This window comes from Bradyrhizobium sp. 63_E2_N1_3 (genome assembly GCF_052076005.1).
In the GTDB taxonomy this organism is placed as follows: Bacteria; Pseudomonadota; Alphaproteobacteria; order Rhizobiales; family Xanthobacteraceae; genus Bradyrhizobium; species Bradyrhizobium barranii.
This window is the reverse complement of sequence record NZ_CP197235.1, coordinates 2,640,772-2,661,580: the sequence shown is the minus strand read 5'-3', so window position 1 is coordinate 2,661,580 and position 20,809 is coordinate 2,640,772. Positions and strand designations below refer to the sequence as shown.

The window sequence follows — 20,809 nt, the reverse complement described above, 5'->3', positions numbered from 1 at the left end:
GCGGCGCGGGTAGGACACGAGTTAACGGTGTGTGCGTCGCAAGAACGACCGTCCGCCATACCCGTCGAGCCGTCCGTAGATGTGCGACCGGAATGACTTGCTAGCGCGCTGATGGCTTAAGCGGTGCAACCATGAGGGCTGAGACGACCCGAAACTGTCCCTAGCGGCATTCTGCGCTCAATGTTGCCCGAAGCCGCTGAAGGAGCGGCTGCTGGGTGTGATGGTCGCCGCACATGATCCAGATTAACGCTGTCGCTCGACTGCCACCAAAAATGGCGCATGGCATTTAACCCAAGACGGGTATTCACCGTCGAAGCGGCGGGGATCGCCACCCTCGTTCCCAGCGTGGCTGCGCTCTCCGTCGTCCTGTTTTGGTAGGTTCAGCCAAGAGGAAGTCTGATCCGGAACATCGCGCCGCCGTGATCCCGTTTTTCTGCTCATACTGCCCGCTGTGCGCTTCAAAACAATAGTGCGCGGCGATCGACAACCCCATGCCCATGCCCTCCGTCTTGCTGATGAAAAACGGCTCAAACACCGCTTTCATTTGTCTTGGGAATGCCCGAGCTGCGATCCGAGACAGATAGCTCGGCAATGTTATCGACGGCGCGAAGTCCGGATGCTGATGATGTGGTTTTCGGTAGGCGTCCTTCATCGCGTCCATCCCGTTCACAACAAGGTTCAGAATGACTTGTTGAAGTTGAATATGGTCGCCAAGGATCGGAAGCGCATCCCGCGTGATCATGTTCGCCATTTTGAAGTTCCGGCTAACAGCCAACGCGGAAAAAAATCTGATCGTCTCTTCCACAACTAAAAGCATTCCCGTCCCGCCCCAAGGGTCCCCAGTCAGTCCGAGTACCGTAGCGGCTCGACCAAACGATGAACAGGCAAAAACGGGTTGTTATCAGCCCGTGCTGCGGCTGCTAACGAGCAGGAGGCTTGTGGACGGCGTGCGCTCGGACGGGACTGGCCGCGCGGAACAGGCAAGCCGCTACAGATTGCGGTGGATGACGTGCCCGCCTACGCCATGGGCAGCGCGAGATGTTCCAAAACGAACGATTGCCGCCTAGTTGACGTGGATCAAAGCCATCGTTTTCCGACTGTTGCTAACGATGGCGTATCGCATTTGACCCGCGAAGGGATTTCTCATAGATGGCCTGCATGCCAGAGCGGGGTCTTGTTCTTGTCGTCGATGACGACGCCGGAATGCTGCGGAGTGTAACGCGACTGCTGCGGCAGTCTGGCTACGAAACCTTGCTATTTCCTTCGGCGGAAGCCTTCTCAAATCACAACGATTTCGACGGGGTGACCTGTGTCATTCTCGACATCGACGTGGGCGGCGTTTCGGGTATCGAAGTGAGGCACCGTCTCAAAGCAGCGAACATTTCTGTGCCAGTCATCTACATCACCGGGAACGACAGCCCAGCCGTTCGCGCGGCTGCGTATCAATCCGGGTGCCTCGCCTATCTGACAAAGCCATTCTCGGCGAATTCGTTGATGGAGCCGCTGCATAGGGCGGCGACGGGGTTGGCGTAGCGCGCCCACTATCCGACGGCTGGCACGGTTCGATGAAAGCCGGGAGGACGCCGCCGCGCGGCGAGACCATGATGGCTGTTTGGGCGGGGCTCAACCACTACTCCTCGTCGTCTGGCCACACCAGCACGACCTTGCGACCGAAGTGATCCGCCAGCGCGTGAGCAAGATCGTCTATCCTGTCAGCTTCGTCCCGCTGATCGGCTGACACTTCTGCTTCTGATTTCGGCACTTCCACGATCCCCCTACTGCGTCCCCGGAACCGAAAATCGTAGGTCTCCGTGATCGCTCTAATTATGACGGTCGAGGGAACAACCGCGCATTTCCAGCCGGTGTGACAAATCTGCACGGTCGCCGGGGCCTCCAGACCTTCCAATGGAGCGGCGCGCCGCTCCGCTGCCGGTCAACGATTGGGCCAGCAAGCATCACCGCGACCGCGACCACAACGGCGATCACGACGATGAAGATCAGTGGCTCGGTTGCGCAGCCTGATCGCCTGCCACCGGATTTGCAGTACCGCCGGTCGTCAACGCCACGTCAGCATCACCGCGCCCGCGATGGTGATCATCACCGCCAGCAGCATCAGCACCTCAAGGTTGGACATGGTCCCCATCGGGATCACTCAAGGTTTAGAAGCGACTTCTAAACTCGTCAGCCCTGCTCATCCATGCTTTTTGGGTGTCCCTTAGGGCACAGGACCCTTCCGCCGGGGTGCGCGAACCGCGCCCCTTCAGCCTTTGCAATTTTCGATTTTTGAGTTTCACTCGCCGAATTCTCGTTATTAAAAGGTCGCGAGATGGCGCGTGATCTGTTCGAGGCCACGATGCAGAGATGGGCGCGGCTCAACCCAGCGCAGCGCGAGCGGTTCTTCCAGGCGGGCCTGAAGGCGGCGCTGCGCCTTGAGCGCCAGGAATTCCGCGAATGGCTAATGCGGCGGCTGATCGAGCCCCCGCTCGCAGCGCCGGTCGATCCGGCCCGCTTCGCCATCTCGAAGGCCGACATTGCGCTGCTCATGAAGTCGGCGGGCGAAGCACCGCTCGAATAAGCGTCCGCTATCAGACAGTTTCGCGGCGTGCCGTCTCCGCAACGCAATCTGGATTTCGTCCGGGTTGAATACGATCGTAGGGCTCCGTTCTGCGGTTCCCCCACGAATTCACGCCCTGAGAGGACCCCAGCCCCGATGGCGTCCCGCAAGAGGGTCCCTCACCGTCACCGCATCGACTGTCACGCGCGCTTCGTGCTTCGCTTGATGCTGACGCTCAACGACCAGTCCCGTGCCGTGTCGATGCAGGAGCAGTTCGCGCACAGCAGGCGGGCGTCCTTGCCCACACCGCGAACATCAGCGAGATGCGACTTGGTCGATGACTGAGCCTGCCTGCGCAACCCGTTGCGACCACGCCGCACAGGTCTGGTGTGGTGGAAGCGCAGCGCCTGTTCGTCGGCAAAGCCGCATTGCTCGCACCGGCCACCCTTCAGCGCGATGGCTCTGGCCTTCACGTTGCGGCGGTACTCTCGGTGCTTGCTCTGCTTCATCACGCGGGCCGTCATGGTTGCTGGCGGCATTCTATCCGATCCTCACCACGTTGATCAGGTAGTAACACCACCTCTAGCCCTCGCGACGAGAGGAAGTGGCATCGCGCCCGTCGTTAACGCTCCCTTCACCATGTCCGAGCATCATCGGTCCCGTCCTTTCTGGGACACGGTGTTGCGTGCGTGAGCGAGAAGGAGCCGTCACCGGGGCATCGGTGACGGTCTTTCGTCGTCTAATGCCCGAAACCTAGACCCATTCGTCCGGGGAGAACTCGATCTGTGCCGGGGCTCATCCATCTCGTTGACGACGACCAGTCATTCCGGACGGCGATAGAGCGTCGCTTGAAGCAGGTCGGGTACAGCGTGGCGACCTACGCTTCCGCCCAGCAGTTGCTCGACCGGCTACCGAGCGATAACGAGCCAGGCTGCATCATTCTCGACGTGCAGATGTCCGGCTTGGACGGTCCGGCTCTGCAAAAGCGGCTGAGCGAACTCGGGTCATCGCTGCCGATCATTTTTCTCACCGGCTATGCTGACACCCCGACCATCGTACGGACGCTGAAGGCGGGTGCGCACGACTTCCTCACCAAGCCGGTACAAGGCGATGAACTGCTTCGCGCCATTGAGAAGGCGCTCGCACATCAGCAAACATGGCGCGATCAGCAGAGCGCCTTGGACAGCATTCGCGCTCGCCTCGCGACGCTGACGCCGCGCGAGCGGCAGGTTTTCGAACTGGTCATTCGCGGCAAACTCAACAAGCAGATCGGCCACACGCTGGGAGCGACCGAGCGCACCATCAAGGCCCATCGCCACATGGTGATGGAGAAGATGCAGGCTCAAAGCTTGCCCGAGTTGGTTTCGATGGCCGAGCGGATCGGCATTTTGAACGACCACAACCGAGACCGACCAGCGAGCTAATTGGTCAAGATCGCGCGCCCAGCGTCATCGCCAGATCAGAGATACGATTGACGCCACACCAAGAGCGGCGATTGCCCAGATCAAAGCATTGATCCGCAAGAACTGACCGCGTGTCATGATGCACCTCATGGAGGCCTAATGGCGAAGCAGTTCAGCCGAAGAGCGGCAAGGCGACGATAACGGGCGTCCCGCCACCCACCATGGGACCACGGGAGGTTCGCGCCGTCGTCATCACTGTCTCAATCTTCCTTTGGCTGCACGTCGTCGGGGTACACGTCTGGCGGTTGGACGGTCACTGGCGGGGATAGCTCGCCAGCTTCGTCTTTAAGTTTGGAGGCGGCTTCAATAAGCCCGACAGCAACAGCCGGATCGGAGGTGGCCTTTGCCATTTTGAGCAGCGCCGCTGCCGCTTCGCGCGCGTGGTAGTGGTTCTTGGACAAGGTACGCCAGCCCCAAAGTTTGGCGCACTAACGCTGCAGCCTGAGTTTCCGTTCCGCAGCGAAAGTATAAAAGTGAACCGAAGAAAGCGGATTCGTCAGACACCAAGGTCACAGGACGGCCCGAACAACCCCGCCAGCGCCCAAGAGGGCAATCCGGTCGATCGCATGCGCGGACTCGCAGGGGACGCCCTGGTGGGCGTCTGTCCCGTCGCACATGTGAAGACGCGCACGGCCCGCAGACGTACCAGAGCGCGTCCCAAACGCGTTAGATCGCGTCCCTGAGAGGGATCAGTGCCTGAAGATCGGGAGGTTGCAACCACAGCCAGAAGCCCTGCGATCTTTCCTGTGTAAAGCCCGTGCGCGCTGTTTGTCTGGAACGTATATCGCTGGCGGCCTCGCCGTCGAGAAACGTCGCTTGAGAAATACGATAACCAATTGAAACAACACGGTCTTTCTGATTGATCCGAATTATCGATCGACATTGTTGCAAAAGTCGAAAATCGAACAACCGTAAAAATCGCGAAAGCTAATCTCAAGGCCTCTCCGCTGCTGCAGCGGTTGTCAGTGCCATTATGGAGATCGGGGATCGATTTTGGATCAGTTGATATGGTCCCTCACGTCGGCGCCCGCAAAACGAATTAGTGGTTCTAAGAATTTTTGTTCGACGCACCAAAAAGAGTTTTGCAACAATATCCTCCGGAAGCGGACTCCAATCTGCGCATTGAGTACATGCCCTGCCTACTTGACCCATCCCGGTCGGGGGTCTTCGGCTTCAGGCTTTGCTTCACCGGTTGTTCACTGGCACCTTTGCTACCCGTCGCGAATGTTACAGTGTCTTCGTCGCAACACCTCTTTTGTTTCATTCGGAGGAGCATACTTTGGACTCGCGCTCCGATTTGCTCGGTGCAAGCTTTGCGATGGACCGGGCGGGCCGATTGAGCAAGCAATCAATACTGAGGAGCCCGGCAATCCCGCAGGGCGCGAATGCTCTGCGGGAATTCCGGTAGTCGGAGAGGCAAACAATGACGTTCAGGTCGTTGCTCATTCTCGTCGCCATCTGCTTTTCGACAACAGCGCTCGCTCAGAGCGCGTCCCCAAAGGTAGGCAACAGGCCGGCGGTTCAGGCAAAGCCGAAAGAGCAGACCGGCTGCAAACTCGTTGGAACGGTCCGAGGCACAAAGCTATGGGCCGGTGATTGTGTAGGAGTTGAGCTGCTCAAGGGCACGACGGAAACGACCCCGCCCGATCAGAAGGAATGAAAGCGGCCCCGGCGGGGGCTGGCTTCGCGCGGGGCCGCTCACTCCCCTGCACGCAAATCTATCGTAACTGTAAAAGTTCGCACCAGGCACGCCATCCTGGCATGGGCGCAAGTGCATGAAATTATGGAAGCAGCGCTAACGCGATGAAGACAACGATGCTTTCACGAACGGCCCTCTTGCGCGAAGTCCGCTTTTCCAGCGTGCAGCTCGTTACTTTAAGTTTCCGGCAGTCGATACCAGCGCGTGTCACGAAACGGTCGCATGGAACTCTTAAGCGAAATTAAGACTTTGCCCGAGTTTTGGTTAGCGAGTGTGGTTTCCACGCTACGGCCGCTCCGCCTTGTCTCATCTACCAATACAGTTGGAGTCGCAGGCATTCCTGCCTAGCCCCTTCGGGGACAACGGAAGCGGATTTGAGGAAAGCAATGAAGAAGATTTTGGTAAGGGCTATTGGCGCAATGGCGCTGGCGGCTAGAAAAACCCTGGCATGCCGCCGACAAAGAACACTTTCTTGAATTTGACGTTGATGTCGAACGCCGCGCCGCCACCATCTGCGTAGATGCGGCACTATACGGACCGCCGTTGTACACCACGTTCTCAACGCGCTTATCGCCTCAATATCTAGCCGCCTTACCGGAGCGAGCCAAGGCAGTCGGCGATTACTGACCCGGCCGGAGCTACAGGCGGTTGGCGGGAGAGACCTTTGTCGGGGTTCGTGCGATTGTCGACGACGACGCGCGTCGGCCGCAAGCCACCACGCCCAACCGTTGATGTCCAGTTGTGCAATCGTCGATTTACGGAACTTCGCGGCGCGAGATGCGCATTTCCAAATTGGCGCGCGGGATCATCTGATCTGCAATCGTGAGGGCCGGACCATGCGCAGCAAGAGTTTCAAAGGTCTCGGGCTGATATTGACGACCAGCCGCGTCAGTTATGTACACGTCCCAACCCGCGTCGTGAAGCGCGAGCGCGCGCTCGACTGCTGAACGAGAATTAATTCTCAACGTCTGTTGGACGTTTCCGTCTTTTGACGAGTGGATCGTGAAGGTCAAGGCTACCTCCTCGCTTCCCTGCGGATGGAGCCCAACACATCGAGCAAACGACAACAAGAAAATTGCATCTCGCAACGCGGCAGCTGACTGAGCAAGCGCAAAGCACACTATTCTTGCTCGGCATACAGTCGTTCGGATGAAGAGCGATCCGCCGGGCGCTCCGTAAGTCTCCAGCGCTGTCTCGAGCGCGGGACCTTCCACGCCCACCCTCGCCGCCCGTGCACTTAGCAACCCAGCGCGGTAATAGCGTATCTTACGTCGGGCGGGCGCTTTTTGTGCTAGGGTATGCGCGTGACGCGCAGCGCCGGACGCCGCCAACAGGAGGGGGAGGTTCACCCCGCACACCATTGCCGCGAAAGAAAATCCCAACTGATCTGCGGTCGCTCGCACGGGGCCACACCGCGCTATGTGTCAAGGTGTTGGCTGGGATCGTCAGCCAAGAGACCGTGCCACCGGCGGCGCGCGTGGCGGCGGCAGGCATCCTGCTGGATCGCGGCTGGGGTCGACCGATCCAGCCGCACACTGACGAGGATGGCGGGCCGATCCGGGTCATCATCCGCCAGATCATCGATTCCGGCAGCGAAGCCGAGCCGCTGCTGATCGAACATGAAGCTCTGAAAAAATAGGCCCTTCGATCAGCCTGCACCTTGTTGCAATCGAGGTGATTAGCACAGGGCATTCCGCCCTGAGCACGGGCGGAATAGTCGGCTTGTGCTACCCCTGACCATTGGACATCGTTTGCTCCGTTGCTTCCAGAAGGCTATTTGGCGACCACTCATGCGTTATTTCAGCAGGCCAGTGGGTAGCCCCTAACCACGCTGCCCCTCTGTGAATCTCCGGCCGCCCATGGCGCGGCAGGTGCGCCTCCTCGTGTGTCGGCTATTTGCAAAACACCAATACGTTCGATATGGTGTTTTGCAAATGCAGGCAGGACATGGTCAGACACGACGGCAAGTATGTCAGTTACCTCAGAGTTTCGACCGGTAAGCAGGCTCGATCTGGCCTAGGCCTCGAAGCGCAGCGCACGGCGGTCACCACATGGCTCAACGGCGGCCGCTGGAAGCTGGTCGATGAAGTCGTCGAGATCGAATCCGGCAAGAGCGACAAGAACCGGCCGGCATTGCAGCGGGCACTGGATGCTTGCCGTCGCTACAAGGCTAAACTGATCATTTCGCGGCTTGATCGTCTGTCGCGTGATCCGGTGTTCCTGCTGAGCCTACGCGATGCCGGGATCGATTTCGTCGCGCTCGACATGCCGGAAGCCAACCGCATGATGGTCGGTATCATGGCAATGGTCGCCGAACAGGAGCGCGAGGCCCTCAGCCAACGCACAAAAGACGCGCTGGCCGCCAAGAAGGCGCAAGGCGTCAAACTCGGCAATCCGCGCCCGGAAACGCTGACCTTCAACGATCCCGCCGCCGCCGCCGCCGCCGCCGCCAAGTCCGGTGCTGCGGTCCGTGAACAAGCGGACCAGTTCGCCAAACTGATTCGTCCGATGTTGCAAGGCGAACTCGCCGGGCTAAGCGCCAACGCCAGCGCACATGAACTTAATCGTCGCGGCGTTCGCACCGCTCGTGGCGGCAAGTGGACGGCGCGCGCGGTCATCAACGTGCGCAGTCGCCTCGCAGATTGAGGCCCACCTCCCGTGAACGGATCGGAATCGTTCAGCGGGGGGTGGGGAGATACCGGGGTATAGGTCCGGATTTGATCAGGCTGGGACTCCGGTACCGGTCATTGAAGCTTGTTTTCGCCCACAGTTGATTGCCCGACGGTGGCCGCCGGTCGGTAGGAAATGAATGCGAAAATCGATGCTCCGCTCGGGTTGTTACCGGGGGCAATATGCCCCCCGATCTGGAGTGGGCCCCTCGGAGCAGACGGGGTCAGGCTGCTGGTTTGACCGTTCGCCGGGTGTGTTGATCCTCGAATTGCACAGGACTGAGATAACCGAGTGCCGAGTGAAGCCGTCGACGGTTGTAAACCTCCTCAAGGAAGCGCGGAAGGTTTTCGGCAACGTCGATGAAGGTTTCGAATGCCATCGGATAAACGGCTTCGACCTTGAGTGTCTTCATGAAGCTCTCCGCCGTGGCGTTGACGTATGGGTTGCCGCGCCGGCCCATGGAGCCGATCAAGCCGTGGGCGGCAAGATGATCGCGATAGGCAGCCGCAGCGTATTGGGCGGATTCAAACGGTCGTCGCAACACTCGGAGGTTGGAGGTTGCGATGAACGTTGTAAGGCGCCGATCGGCGCGGTCAGGACGAGCCCCATTGCCATCGCCAGGACGGCCGTCTGTTGCAGGACGCGATGAACAGAATAGATTTTGGCTGGCGATTGCCGCGGGGCTAAGCAGCGAGGATGCTGCGCTGGAAGCCGGATTGTCACAACCTGTCGGAAGCAGATTATTCCGAAAGGCGGGCGGCATGCCACCAGCGATGTTCAGATCTTCGGCAAAGGTACTCTCCGGGCGGTACCTCTCATTGGTAGAGCGCGAGGAGATCGCACTCCTCAAGGTGCAGGGCCATTCCAGGCAAGAGATTGGACGTCGCCTGGGGCGGGCTGCTTCGACAATATCCCGTGAACTGCGACGCAACGCGGCTACCCGCGGCGGCGGGTTGGAGTATCGGGCAACAACTGCCCAATGGCATGCGAATCGATCCGCCCGCCGACCCAAGCCGACCAAGCTTGCGCTCAATGCAACCTTGCGCACTTATGTGGAGGAGAGACTTGCTGGCGGCGTCGTAGCCCCGAGCGGCGCGCTCGTTCCTGGTCCCGCCGTTCTGTGGAAGGGCCGCCGGCATGGCCCACGCAAGGATCGGCGATGGGCCAAAGCCTGGAGTCCCGAGCAGATTGCCCGACGCTTGCCGATCGACTTCCCGGACGACAAGACGATGCGCATCAGCCACGAAGCTATCTATCAAGCTCTCTTCGTTCAGGGCCGTGGGGCGCTGCGCCGCGAGCTGACGGCCTGCTTGCGAACCGGGCGTGTATTACGGATGCCCAGGGCGCGCGTACGCAGGCGAGGCAAGGGGTTTGTCTCGCCGGAGATCATGATCAGTGAGCGCCCTGCTGAAGCTGCCGATCGAGCAGTGCCGGGACATTGGGAGGGAGACCTCATCCTCGGTCTTGGCAGCTCGGCAATCGGCACGCTGGTCGAGCGCACGACGCGCTTCACGATGCTATTGCACCTTCCCCGGTTGGCGGGGCACGGCGAAGCTCCGCGCGCGAAGAACGGACCTGCGCTCGCGGGACACGGGGCCGAGGCCGTGCGCGACGCGATCACGCGCACCGTCATCACCTTGCCCGAAGAACTGCGTCGCTCGCTGACCTGGGATCAGGGAGCCGAAATGGCTCAGCACGATCGTCTCAAGATCGATGCGGGTATCCAGGTCTACTTCTGCGACCCGCAAAGCCCTTGGCAGCGCGGTACTAACGAGAACACCAACGGGTTGCTGCGACAGTACTTCCCGAAAGGCACAGACCTCAGCATCCATAGCGCCGACGAGATATCCGCTGTGGCAGCGGCCCTCAATGCCCGTCCGAGAAAGACACTAGGCTGGAAAACGCCGGCGGAGGCGCTTGACGAATTGCTGTTATGAGTGAAAACAACTGGTGTTGCGACGACCGTTTGAATCCGCCTTGTGATCCACGATCGGAATGATGCACGCAGCCGGGAGGTGGTTTGCGGCCTTCGATCGCGGCGGCCAGGGCCGCGAGCGTCAGCCGGGCGTCGATCGAGCGGCTGATGGCGTATCCGACCACTCGCCGTGACCAGGCATCCAAGATGACGGCGACATAGACAAAGCCGCCGGCGATGGCGACATATGTGATATCGGCCACCCAGAGTTGGTCGGTACCGGTGGGAGTGATGTCGGTGGCGAGATTCGGGAAGGTCGGCTGACCGTGATCGCTGTCTGTTGTCACCATGAAGCGGCGACGTAATCTCGGCTGAAGGTCATGCTCACGCATCAGGCGGCGGATCTTCTTGTGATTAACGATCAGGCCCTGCTGGCGAAGCGCAGCCTGGACGCGACGCCAGCCATAGTGCTCGAACTCGTCGCAGATAGTGGCGATCGCCTCAACGATCGCAGTATCATCGGCCGCCTTCTCAGAGCGGTCATAGTAAGTCGAGCGCGCAATCCCCATCAGCCGACATCCTTCCGTGACGGAGAGGCCGCGGGGCCGGTGATCGCGGATGTAGGCTCGCTTCTCCTCCGCGGTCGTGCATGCAGAGCCCCCTTTAGAAACTCGAGCTCCAGGGCCTGTTTCCCGACCAGCCTCTCGAGGGCGGCAATTCGCGCCTCATAATCCTGGAGAAGATCGGCCGCCGCCAAATCTTCATCGAGAGCGCCTGCCTGAAACTTCTCGACCCAGATCCGGATCAGATTGCGGGAGATGTCATGCCGCTTCGCGAGCCCGTGCAGCGTCTCGCCGCTCAGATACTCTTGCGACACCTGCCGTTTGAACTCGACGCTGTGGGTTCGGTGCTTTGCCATGGGCCTTCATCCTCTGAAAGCCCGGCCGTCCGGTCAATTACTGAAAGCCAACCTGTCCCCCCTGGAGGGCCCACTCCAATCAATGAACCAAAGGTTCAGAACGGCGGATCGTCCTCAAACTCCATCTGACGCTCGAGGCCGCGCTTCGCGAGGCAGATGCCACGCTGAACAATATCGAACGGGACATCCCCAAACTGCGATTCAACGATGTCGGAGATGACATTGTCCAGCGTCGCCCCCGTTCGAGCGCGCTCTTTCAGCAGTGCATCACGGATGTCCCGTGCCGTCATTGGCCGACGCGATCGGGCCAGTTGGTCATGTTCCAATTGCAAATCGGTCGCCGCGCTGCACAGGCGCCGGATAGTCAGCACCAACACCGCTTCGCATTGCGAGGGCTCCATGTGATGCTCAAGCTTGAACTTCAACCAATCATCCGCCGCAAACCAAGGGGGGCTCGCGGTGACGCACATGTTATACAGTCGCCGAGCGAGATCGGTAGTGTCCATGGTTTTGTCTCCTAGGTGTTGCCCGGCAGCCGGCCGGGTGCGGTTTCAATCCCGATCGCGCCGTCGCATCAGCGCCGACCGGGTGTGATCGAGCGGAGGCAGGCGCTCCCAGCCATCCGCCTCAAACCTCGCAACGTCGGCATGCCGGACGTAGCGGCACACTGCGGAGGAACCCGGTCGAGCGGCTGTCACGCTAGATGTCACGCGAAGCCTGTTGCGATGGGCGCGCTGCCTACACCTCTCGGAACAGAACCGCGAACTGGATCGCTGTGGCTCGTAAGCATTCCGGCAGTGTTCACACAGCCGGAATCGTAATTCCGGCGTTGACCCCTTCGGGTGAAAGATCGGTCCCCCGGCATGATCGACTGAGAATCGATACCAAGCGCAATTCTCCTTGCCGGTGTGCTTGGAGCCCTCAATCCATTTGACCCGGCCGATTGCCACTATGTCCGTGGCATAGGGCAAAAAGGGTGCTGCCTGTTTGGTGTGCGCCCAATCCGCATCCAGAAGCAGCCAAGTCGGCCGGATGCTCTGGAAGTGCGCGATCAGCCTGTGCATCAGGTTGCGAGACCAAGGCGGGTTCGTGATGATCACGTCGGCTGCGCCGTAATGGTCGAGCGCAAGCGCATCCTGACCGCTGCGGATGTCGCCGCTGTAGACGCAAGCCAGCCCGAAAGATTCCAGATGCCGGACAAGGTCGCCATTGCCCGCACAGGGCTCGGCAAAGCTCTTGACGCTACTAAGGTACGGGATCAGCGGCACCACCGCATCGAGTGGCGTCGGGTAGAAATCAGCCTCGCGGCGCTCGAAGTTGGATCGCTTGCCCATTAGCCAGCCCCTAGGGTCAGCGATAAGGCGGCGGCTACCGTCGCCTTCCGATCCGCATGCCATGCTGCCCAGCAGCGCGAATGCAGCCAGGCGTGACCGGTCGGTTCGGTGCCATACGGCAGCAGCTCGTCGTAGGTGTCCTCGCTGGCACCGCATTCGAGACAGCGGCCACGCGGAGAGCAGACCGGATGGCGGTTCAGCCATTCGACAACGCAGCATTCAAAGGCGCGAGCCTCGGCGGGCGCCCGCGGCAGTCCGCCATCGAACTCGGCAATGCCCGCCCGTTCATTAAAGTAAACTTGCCAGTCCTCAGCCGACCATCCGTCACCGGGCCGGAGCAGTGCCACGACCTCGGCCTTATGCCGGGAAAGTGCATCGAGAACGGCGGTCGGCGGTGCCGAGGTTCCCCTCAACGCGAGATCGTCGCCATCGAGTGCGAGTTCTATACCGGCGGCCCGGGCCGCCTTGAGAGCCTCGACCGCGCTCATAGCCGCGTACTCCACCCCGCGACAGTTTCTTCAGCCGATGGAGCGGAAGGCGGAAAAGGCGGTAAAGGCGGTGATCTAGCGGGCACCACACGCCAGGCGGCGCGCCCGTCCGCTTCGGTCCGTTGAAACTTAAATCCCCCAACGATCCGGTCGGCATTCTTCTTCAACAGCCAGCCCAGCTTCGAACGGTTGATCTCGCCGCGCTCCTCCACCGGGAATTCGCGCATTGCATCGAGCAGATTGGGGTAACTCTTCGCCGCCTCAACCGCCTTGCGCACGGTCGTGGCACTTTCACCGAATACGGCATGCCATTCTTGCATCAGGCCGCTGAGGGCATCACCATCCGGATCGTGACGGATCTGTTCGAACAGCGCCGTCGCCGGATCGGGGTATCCGAGCCACATCAACGGATACCTACAATAGTCCGACCACGCGCCGCTGTAAGTGACAATGCTATCAGCCGGAGCACGAGGCGAACCTGCCCTGCGCCACGCCTGAATGATCGTCAGCACGGCGGCTACGTAAGCGCCGCGCCGCTGGCGCACCTTATCGACTGGAGCGCCTTTGTAGGTCATCGTCGCTGGTGTCGGGCAGCGAGGGTCGAGATGGATCGTCAGTACGCGTCGCAGCAGATCGCGGACCGGACCGACGTTATTTCCGGATCCGAGAAACAGGGCGCGCGTGCTGACCGTCGCCGTCTTGCTCACCCCGAGGATTCGATCCGTAATCGTCTCCGCCGTGAGCATCCTCTTGATGATGCCGTGCGGAATCCAGTCGGTGTCCATGTCGTCGAACTCGACGCAGGCCGGGCTCGTTAACAACAAGGACAGAATGACCTTGGTCGCTTCCTCCGAGGTCTTGGGATAGCTCACCTTGGCGTTGCCGCCCGGCCCGGAGAAGGCACCGATCAGTTCGCAAAGGTAGGTCTTACCGCTTCCAAATATCGGCGCTCGGACGTGAAATGCAGGCGCATGTGGCAACGTCGGGCGCACCACGGCGGTGAAGATGGCTGCCAGAGCAGCAGCCTTATCGTGGGCAGCCAGGAAGTGGAATTCGGTGAGCAACTCTTCCAGCAGGGTCAGTGCCGCGCGAGCCGCATCAGGTGTCGCGTCAGGGATTACGAAATGCCGCGCATCGAACACGCCGAACCGCTGTGCGGTTTTGTCATAACCAGGCTGCTTGACGAGTTCGCCGTCCGATTCACGGAAATACGGTTGCCGCGCCACGCCCGCCAGGGGCGGCAAGTAGCGATAGTTCTGTGCATCGAACAGGATGCCCATGTGTCGTGCCGGCGGATCGCAGCGCACCCAGTCCTTCGCTCTGCCGTCATATTTCTCCCATGTCGCCGCGACTGACAACTCGCGCGTCAGCGCCGGTGCGCTGGTCGGCACAATCGACGGATCACCGCTGGTAGGATTAGTCGCGACCGAGACAATCAAGCTTCCTGCCTGGTAGTGCCGCTCGCGGTTCGCCAGTTCCTGTTCGGCGGCGTCCACGACGCGGTGCAGGTCACCGGCCACGACACGAATGACCGGCTTATGCCGGGCTTCGGCGACGGGCACACCGATGAAGTCGAGCAGCGCCAGAATATGGAAATTGTCACGGTGCGAATGCTGGCAGCAAAAACCGCCAATGGGAAAGGACTCGTCTGGCTCAAAATAGCCCGCCGCCGTGTCCAATTCATCGGTGTGCTCATGGACCCACGGACACGTCATGTCGTGCTTGCCGGACCCCAAGGGGGTCTTGTAAAGCCCCCGCGCCTTGAGCGCCGTAATGACCGGGTTCTCCTCCGCCTTCGGAGTCAAGACGTCGTCCGCGTCGTGGCCAGAGCGGAGCGGAACCCTGGTGAATGGCGCAGAAGCCTTTGCAGGCTTCTTCTTCGGCCGTCCGGTGGGGACGAGTTCCAATTCTAGCCGATCCACAATCTCCTGTGGCGAGTAGCGCTTGCCAGGCCGCCATTCGATCAGGCGGCACCGGAACGGAACGCCGGCCTCGTCCGCGTATTTCGGTTTGCCGTTGATGGCCACCGGCAACCGTGCCCAGCGGCTCAACGGCCCCCTAGCCCCTGCGTCGCACAGACCCGCGTCGATCACCGAATTGAGCAAACGCACGGCAACCGCGCCATCGGTGATCGCGGAGTTGAGGATAATACCGCCCTGATAATTTTCAGGGCTGGTCTCGATCAGCCAGGACAATTCAAAATCACCCAGCCGATCCAGCGGCACCTTGGTGCCCAGGTCATCGAGCAGCAGGAAATGGCAGGCGGCAAACTGCGCTTTGCGGGCCTTGAACGACCCGTCTTCACCAGCATAGAAACTTGAGCAGCCGAGGTAGTTGTTGTGCTCTGGCACAACGATCGAGGGCACCCCATCGACCCTGCGCGCCACCCATCCGCCCAGATTCGGGTTGCCAGGCTTCGAGCATACGGCTGCAAAGGCACCGTGGGGTAGTTCCGCGATAACCGCCGCAATGAACTCAGCGTTGGTAATCCGAAAAGCACCGCCTTCGCCGCCTTTACCGGCTTCCCCTTGCCCGAAAGGCAAAACTGTCGGCGCGTTCTTCGCAGCAGTGATAGTCTCGGTTGCCCTCTTCCCCAATCCTTCCGATGCGTCACGCGCCTTCTCCGCCGCAACATTCGCATTGGAGGCCTTGAGCTCGGCGACACCGATCGATTCGTCGTTGGCTGTATTCACTTGGATGACGAGCTGCGAAGGAACGCCCGGGGCGAGAGGATCGTTTCCATTGCAGCGTCGGCAGGCCGAATGCGGAAGCCCGTGCAGGCACTCGTCCACGGTTACCGCCATGGCAGGTCACCCTGCGTGGCACTTTCGCGCTCACGACGCCATTCGGCCGCGGATTCCAGCGTGATCAGCGTGCGCGCGCCGACTTTCATCTCGCGCGGGCCTTCACCCTTCTTTTTCAGCTTGTAGAAGAATCCCGCACTGATGCCGTGGGCGGCGCAAAACTCGGCGATGCTGAGCGCCAAGCGCGGCATTGGAGGTCGCGGCCGGTCGGCAGCGAACTGGGTGCGGGATTTCGGCATGCTCAGCACCTCGATTAGGGCTGGCACCGCTTGGCGAATGCGAAGATCGGAACTATAGTAGGGCTCTCGATGCCCCTATTCATGTGTTCCCGGCCGGCGCCTCGCCAAAGGTGCCGGCCTCTCTATTTTGCGGAAGACTTATCGGACAGCGCCGCGCGGCGCTTAACCCAAGCATGCACGCGGGTTTTCAGGAACGGCGCTTGGCGTTCCCCGGTTTTGATCGGCCACGGAAAACCGTACCGCAGTTGCTTGCGGCGCAAATCCGATCGATCACGAACGATGCCGCGCGCTTCCAGATCAGCGTAGCTGTAGAGCCCGGCCGCGATCTCCTCGTCGGTCGGCGCATCGTCTTTCACTTCGTTTTGGGGCTTAGTCAGGAACATCGCGTCACCTCAGGCAATTTGGTGACCCAGAAACCTAAACAGAAAATCTCGCCTGTAAATACCAGAAAACTGCGAAAATAGGGCCTCGGCGAAGCTAAGTGGCTCATTTGCATCGCCGGGTCTAGCTCAGCTCCGAGCTCGGCTTGGACCGATATAGCCCTCGTTTGCCGCGCCCCTGCAAATCCGCTTGTCGGCGGACTTCAAGGACCCGTGGCATTGGTTACGAACGTTTCGAAGTTTATGTCGACCTCAACTCCGAGTGCATCATGCAACCATGTTGTCAGCGGCTGGCGCAGGTTCCGACAACAACCCGACGCGCGCGATGTCGTCGATGGAATGCTCGGTGATGTACCTCGAGTAATGCTTTTCGATCATCGCTACGCTGGTGTTGTGCAGCGACGCCACCAGCCTGATCGGCACATTTCGCAGCAGCATGCGGACGATGCTCGAGTGGCGCAGGCAGTACATCGTCACCTCGGCGGGATCGAGCCCAATGGCGGTAACGGCCTTGTCCACTTGGCGATGATAGTTCTCGCGCGGATTGTTGTTCCAGGGACTGCCGTTGCTTTGCAACAGCAGCTGAGCATCGGCTGCACGACCTCTAGCCGCCAGCTTGAGCCGTACAGCCAACTGGACCGTAATCGGCACGCTGTAGCGCTCGGCCTTTTTCGCACTGCGATTTCTGCCGCCGCCCTTGGCAGACTTCGGCATCATCAATTTCGGCCGCACCGGATGATCCTGCAGATCCTCGACGCGAAGCCGGACCGCCTGACTGGGGCGCGCGCCAGTGTTCGCCAGTGTGTCGGTCAGCAGTCCGAATTGATGATCGAGTCCGTAAGCGGCGGCGACGAATTCGTGCACCTTGTTGTCCGGCAGGATCACGTTTCTCGCCTCCTGCGCGTTAGGCAGATTGGCAAGACCAATTTCCCATGCCTCACGGTTCTTGACGCGCTGGTCATGCTGCGCCGCCAGTTCCAGCGCAGCGCAAACGCAGCGGCAGAGCCGATTGATCGTGGCCGGCGCCATCGTGCCAAGCAGGCCGTCGCGCCACTTCTTCAGTTCGATCGCCGCGAGCAGCGCCACCGGCTTCGACAACAGCGCCGGCGTGAGATGCAGGCGCGGATGCTCTGCGTTGTAAGGATTGGCTGCGCGGGCCTCAAGATCGCGCTTGTAGTCCTTGAGCGCACCGTCAACAGTGATCGGTGCGTTGCTGGCGCTACCGTCATCGCTGCGCGCCAGCTTCTTCGCCGCATCCTGCGCCTCGTGGAACGTCAACACGTTCCTGGCGTCGGCATCCTCGAAATCGTCGGCCAACGCAAAGCTCTTGGTCCAGTAAGCGCCATGGCCGTCGCTGACCTTAAGCACCCATGTGCCGTTGGTCTTGTTGCGCCTGTACATCAGCGCGATTCCGCGCGCGAGCGACGGGCCACTGTAAGGCCTGCGGCGAATCTTTAATCGCAGCCGCGCGCTGCGGCTTTCCAGCGCACTGAAGCTGACTTTGCGTGCCATGTAATTCGTGTCCCCGTTCTCGCGAAGTGTCGCGATCGTGTCTGTAGAGGCCCATGAAGGCGTATGACACGTTATGGGGATATTGCGCGCGGGATCAATGGGATGCGAACTGCACGTCGCTCTACAGAACTCCATGCGCCTATTTATTTTCCCTGCGCAGTGGTTGGACGGCTTATGCCGTGCTCTCCCGGGAGCCGAATTCCTTCTGGCCTCCCTCACGCCTGCGAAAGTCACCGACACCGCGCCGGTTGACGCGACTGCCGCATCCGCAAAGGCTTGACCGTAGCGACGACGGCCAGGACCACACGTCTATACTTTGGCATTCGGTGAAACACGCCGAAACTAACAAAACCCTTTTAGGCTTTTTCAACTAGCCTGATGCGGGCTGTTTCAGCGGGCTTCACCAAAATAAGGGCCCGGCCCTAAGCCTTTCAGCGTCCGCACGACAAACTGAAAGCCCCAATGCCGAGCCCTTTGGTCTCAAGCCTTAGGAGCCGAAACCACATGGATAGTAGCATTGCCCCCTCCCCCGCCGGCAAGCGGGGCCGCAACAGCAGCGTCATTCTGACCGACCGCATGTGCGAGAAACGCGTTGCCAAACGGACCAAGCTCTACGACCGTAAGTGCCCTGGTCTGTACGTAAGCATCACCACGACCCGGGGTGGCAACCTTCTCGTTCAAGTTCACCGACCGGGAGACCGGCAAGCAACGCACCGGCTGGCTTGGCGTCTACAATGCTGAGACCTTCACGGTCGAGGACACCCGTAGCAAGGTCTACGGCCTCAGGGCCAGGGGTGGCGAGGCGCTTGCCGAGACCTTCCGCGACCAGAAAGCTGCGAAGGCGAAGCGCGGCAAGACCGTCGCCGAGATCATCGACGAGCGCATCGCGTGGATGAAGACGTTGGTCAAGAAGCCCGATGGCGAGATGCGCCCCCGGCTCGAAAGCTGGCAAAACACCGCGAGCCACCTCGACCGCCTCATCCGCCCACGCCTCGGCAAGAAGCTGGCCATGGAGGTCACCAAGCACGACATCGCCACACTCTCGAACGACATCGTCGCAGGCAAGTTCGGCAAGCCCTCGGTCAGCAACGCGCGCCATATGCGCAAGGCGGCCTCGGGCCTGTTCACCTGGGCGGCGGAGGCAGGCCGCGACTATGTGACCGCCAGCCCCTGCGTCAACCTGCCAAAACTCGATCCCGAACATCCCCGCACCCGGGTCCTCTCCGAAGACGAGATCAAGACGTTCTGGCAAGGACTGGACCGCAACGACCTTCCCTACGACCGCCGGACCCGGCTCGCACTCAAGTTCGAACTGGTCACCATGCTGCGCTCGCGGGAACTGCTCGGCGCGCATCGGGATGAGCTGTTTGACCTCGACGGCGAGCATCCGCGCTTCGACGTGCCGCTCAAGCGGGTCAAGAAGCGGCGGGTGATCCAGCAGCCGTTATCCGATCTGGCGGTCGAGATCATCAAGGAGGCGCTCGCCTCGGATGGTCAGCAGTTTGCCTTCGAGAGTCCCATGTACAAGGGCCAGCCGATCCACCGGAAAGCGATGGCCGACGCCCTGCGCGGCACCAAGCACGAGACGAACAAGGACAAAACCAAAACCGCTGGCCTCTGCGAGCTGCTCGGTCTCAAGCCGTTCACGCCCCATGACCTGCGCCGGACGGCAGCGACCCTGGCCGGCGACCTCGGCTTCGACGACGCATGGATTGCGAAGTGCCTCGACCACGCCGCGAGCAAGAAGGCCGAGCAGATCGTGCCGACGGTCACCGGCAAAGTGTACAATCACTCCAAGCGGATGAAGGAAAAGCGCGCGGTGCTGGACGGCGTCGCGGCCGAGCTGCGGCGGATCGTCGGCGGGCGGACATCGAGAAAGGACGCCAATATCGGGCTTCACGTTGCGGCCTGATCTATCGCCCCGCCTGAGCTTCGATCAGGCGGGCTTCAATCAGTAGTTCTGCGGGAGTGCGTTCAAGCAGCATTCATCACAGTCCATCTAAGTCCCGCGCCGGGAGCGGCGCGGCTGATGATGGAACCTCCATGCCTATTTCGAGGGATGACTTTGACCCCGTTGCCACAGTTGTAGACTGGCTCGACGCCTGCCGGCGTGGAGACGTCAACGCGCTGCTCGATCTGTATGATGAGCGAGCGGTGCTTGAATGCGCCTGCGAAGGCGTCAGCCTGACTGGGCGAGAAGCAATCGCTGCCTACCGGTCACCTAAGCTCGAAACGAAGCGAGTACTCTCATTTTCGCTGGACGACGTGAGCCTGACGGGCCACGGCGTTCAAATCGACTATCAAAATTACGAAGGCAAGCCGGCTCGCGTTTATTTTCGGTTCGGTGTCTCAAACAAGATCATCTACACAAGCTGCGCACCCATGGCTCGGGCGGCCGCCCGAAGCTCCGTCAACTGAGATAACGGTCCGCGCGGCCGCAGAGTTGCGGCGATTGTAGCTCTATCGAGCAGTCATCAGCCCTTCGGCAGACACTCCGCTGCTTCACTTCACCTTCGCTGCTTCATCGAGACACTTGTAACCTGAGCCGCCGCGCGCCATGCACTGGTCGAAGTGTTTTGTCTGCCGCGCTGCCGTTGGTCCAGCAGGCTGCAGCTTTCCGTTCTTATCGACGCATTCGTACAGCAAGCCGGGTGTGCGCAGCGAGCAGGGCATGCACGACTGCTGGGCTTGCACCGCGCTTACTCCGACCAGCAGCAGCATCATCACAAAACAGCTTTGCTATCACATCAAAGGGGGCCGAATCGATTCGCACGGAGTCAAGACGCTGTGAATAGGTCGAATAACTGCGGGGTGTTTCCCCCGGACTCCGCG

23 protein-coding genes are annotated in these 20,809 nt (G+C 60.6%); 8 read left to right on the top strand and 15 right to left on the bottom strand.

Annotation, left to right across the window (positions count from 1 at the left end):
• Window positions 1-304: 304 nt before the first annotated feature.
• The gene (locus AB7531_RS12290) at window positions 305-751 is read right to left on the bottom strand and encodes a hypothetical protein (protein WP_187387982.1); all 447 of its coding nucleotides are present in this window, start codon (window positions 749-751) and stop codon (window positions 305-307) included.
• A 398-nt stretch (window positions 752-1,149) separates the two neighbouring features.
• On the opposite strand from AB7531_RS12290, the gene AB7531_RS12285 reads away from it, so the two are divergent.
• Together AB7531_RS12285 and AB7531_RS12280 are read left to right on the top strand one after the other, a co-directional pair.
• On the top strand, window positions 1,150-1,533 hold the full coding sequence (locus AB7531_RS12285) for a response regulator transcription factor (RefSeq protein ID WP_346283375.1): 384 nt from the start codon (window positions 1,150-1,152) through the stop codon (window positions 1,531-1,533).
• A gap of 793 nt (window positions 1,534-2,326) precedes the next feature.
• Window positions 2,327-2,575 carry a hypothetical protein gene (locus AB7531_RS12280; RefSeq protein WP_063981910.1) on the top strand — a complete coding sequence of 83 codons (249 nt, stop codon included), beginning with the start codon at window positions 2,327-2,329 and terminating at the stop codon, window positions 2,573-2,575.
• Between the two features lie 179 nt (window positions 2,576-2,754).
• Here the strand turns inward: AB7531_RS12280 and AB7531_RS12275 are convergent, their stop codons facing one another.
• Window positions 2,755-3,093 carry a hypothetical protein gene (locus AB7531_RS12275; protein ID WP_135217019.1) on the bottom strand — a complete coding sequence of 113 codons (339 nt, stop codon included), beginning with the start codon at window positions 3,091-3,093 and terminating at the stop codon, window positions 2,755-2,757.
• 246 nt (window positions 3,094-3,339) lie between these two features.
• Here AB7531_RS12275 and AB7531_RS12270 point away from each other — a divergent pair, with 246 nt between their 5' ends.
• Window positions 3,340-3,978 (top strand): response regulator transcription factor, encoded by a 639-nt coding sequence (locus AB7531_RS12270; RefSeq protein ID WP_063981908.1) that lies wholly within the window; start codon window positions 3,340-3,342, stop codon window positions 3,976-3,978.
• A 239-nt stretch (window positions 3,979-4,217) separates the two neighbouring features.
• On the opposite strand, the gene AB7531_RS12265 is transcribed toward AB7531_RS12270, so the two are convergent.
• Window positions 4,218-4,418 (bottom strand): hypothetical protein, encoded by a 201-nt coding sequence (locus AB7531_RS12265; RefSeq protein WP_283017265.1) that lies wholly within the window; start codon window positions 4,416-4,418, stop codon window positions 4,218-4,220.
• A 2,053-nt stretch (window positions 4,419-6,471) separates the two neighbouring features.
• The gene (locus AB7531_RS12260; protein WP_135217021.1) at window positions 6,472-6,729 is read right to left on the bottom strand and encodes a hypothetical protein; all 258 of its coding nucleotides are present in this window, start codon (window positions 6,727-6,729) and stop codon (window positions 6,472-6,474) included.
• Window positions 6,730-7,148: 419 nt separating this feature from the next.
• Here AB7531_RS12260 and AB7531_RS12255 point away from each other — a divergent pair, with 419 nt between their 5' ends.
• Window positions 7,149-7,355, top strand: a complete 207-nt coding sequence (locus tag AB7531_RS12255; RefSeq protein ID WP_187387981.1) for a hypothetical protein — start codon at window positions 7,149-7,151, stop codon at window positions 7,353-7,355.
• A 257-nt stretch (window positions 7,356-7,612) separates the two neighbouring features.
• Window positions 7,613-8,362: a recombinase family protein gene (locus AB7531_RS12250; RefSeq protein WP_245328587.1), complete on the top strand. Its 750-nt coding sequence runs from the start codon at window positions 7,613-7,615 to the stop codon at window positions 8,360-8,362.
• A 247-nt stretch (window positions 8,363-8,609) separates the two neighbouring features.
• Here the strand turns inward: AB7531_RS12250 and AB7531_RS12245 are convergent, their stop codons facing one another.
• Window positions 8,610-8,846 carry an integrase core domain-containing protein gene (locus AB7531_RS12245; protein ID WP_441280290.1) on the bottom strand — a complete coding sequence of 79 codons (237 nt, stop codon included), beginning with the start codon at window positions 8,844-8,846 and terminating at the stop codon, window positions 8,610-8,612.
• A gap of 103 nt (window positions 8,847-8,949) precedes the next feature.
• Between AB7531_RS12245 and AB7531_RS12240 the strand changes: the two genes are divergently transcribed.
• Entirely contained in the window at window positions 8,950-10,323 is a 1,374-nt protein-coding gene (locus AB7531_RS12240; RefSeq protein WP_210168703.1) for an IS30 family transposase, read from the top strand.
• Here AB7531_RS12240 and AB7531_RS12235 read toward each other — a convergent pair.
• The 9 genes from AB7531_RS12235 to AB7531_RS12195 form a co-directional block, all read right to left on the bottom strand.
• Complete coding sequence (locus tag AB7531_RS12235) at window positions 10,253-10,921, bottom strand: IS3 family transposase (protein WP_162479148.1); 669 nt, start codon at window positions 10,919-10,921, stop codon at window positions 10,253-10,255. The genes AB7531_RS12240 and AB7531_RS12235 overlap by 71 nt on opposite strands.
• Window positions 10,870-11,220, bottom strand: a complete 351-nt coding sequence (locus AB7531_RS12230) for a transposase (RefSeq protein WP_063981905.1) — start codon at window positions 11,218-11,220, stop codon at window positions 10,870-10,872. The genes AB7531_RS12235 and AB7531_RS12230 overlap by 52 nt, the downstream gene beginning before the upstream one ends.
• Window positions 11,221-11,315: 95 nt before the next feature.
• On the bottom strand, window positions 11,316-11,726 hold the full coding sequence (locus AB7531_RS12225; protein ID WP_187387980.1) for a hypothetical protein: 411 nt from the start codon (window positions 11,724-11,726) through the stop codon (window positions 11,316-11,318).
• A gap of 45 nt (window positions 11,727-11,771) precedes the next feature.
• Window positions 11,772-12,554 (bottom strand): hypothetical protein, encoded by a 783-nt coding sequence (locus AB7531_RS12220; RefSeq protein WP_245328585.1) that lies wholly within the window; start codon window positions 12,552-12,554, stop codon window positions 11,772-11,774.
• Window positions 12,554-13,042, bottom strand: a complete 489-nt coding sequence (locus AB7531_RS12215; protein WP_063981902.1) for a hypothetical protein — start codon at window positions 13,040-13,042, stop codon at window positions 12,554-12,556. The genes AB7531_RS12220 and AB7531_RS12215 overlap by 1 nt, the downstream gene beginning before the upstream one ends.
• Window positions 13,039-15,846, bottom strand: a complete 2,808-nt coding sequence (locus AB7531_RS12210; protein WP_187387979.1) for a DNA-primase RepB domain-containing protein — start codon at window positions 15,844-15,846, stop codon at window positions 13,039-13,041. Before AB7531_RS12210 ends, AB7531_RS12215 begins: the two co-directional genes overlap by 4 nt.
• Window positions 15,837-16,085: a hypothetical protein gene (locus AB7531_RS12205; protein ID WP_245328584.1), complete on the bottom strand. Its 249-nt coding sequence runs from the start codon at window positions 16,083-16,085 to the stop codon at window positions 15,837-15,839. The genes AB7531_RS12210 and AB7531_RS12205 overlap by 10 nt, the downstream gene beginning before the upstream one ends.
• 122 nt (window positions 16,086-16,207) lie before the next feature.
• Window positions 16,208-16,468, bottom strand: a complete 261-nt coding sequence (locus AB7531_RS12200) for a hypothetical protein (RefSeq protein WP_063981899.1) — start codon at window positions 16,466-16,468, stop codon at window positions 16,208-16,210.
• 264 nt (window positions 16,469-16,732) lie between these two features.
• A complete protein-coding gene (locus tag AB7531_RS12195) occupies window positions 16,733-18,112 on the bottom strand; it encodes a site-specific integrase (RefSeq protein ID WP_441256364.1) in 1,380 nt (459 codons plus the stop codon).
• A gap of 526 nt (window positions 18,113-18,638) precedes the next feature.
• Between AB7531_RS12195 and AB7531_RS12190 the strand changes: the two genes are divergently transcribed.
• Both AB7531_RS12190 and AB7531_RS12185 read left to right on the top strand, forming a co-directional pair.
• Complete coding sequence (locus tag AB7531_RS12190) at window positions 18,639-19,889, top strand: tyrosine-type recombinase/integrase (protein WP_354132227.1); 1,251 nt, start codon at window positions 18,639-18,641, stop codon at window positions 19,887-19,889.
• A 131-nt stretch (window positions 19,890-20,020) separates the two neighbouring features.
• Window positions 20,021-20,395, top strand: a complete 375-nt coding sequence (locus AB7531_RS12185; protein WP_063981897.1) for a nuclear transport factor 2 family protein — start codon at window positions 20,021-20,023, stop codon at window positions 20,393-20,395.
• An 84-nt stretch (window positions 20,396-20,479) separates the two neighbouring features.
• On the opposite strand, the gene AB7531_RS12180 is transcribed toward AB7531_RS12185, so the two are convergent.
• Window positions 20,480-20,701 carry a hypothetical protein gene (locus tag AB7531_RS12180; protein WP_063981896.1) on the bottom strand — a complete coding sequence of 74 codons (222 nt, stop codon included), beginning with the start codon at window positions 20,699-20,701 and terminating at the stop codon, window positions 20,480-20,482.
• Between the last annotated feature and the right edge of the window lie 108 nt (window positions 20,702-20,809).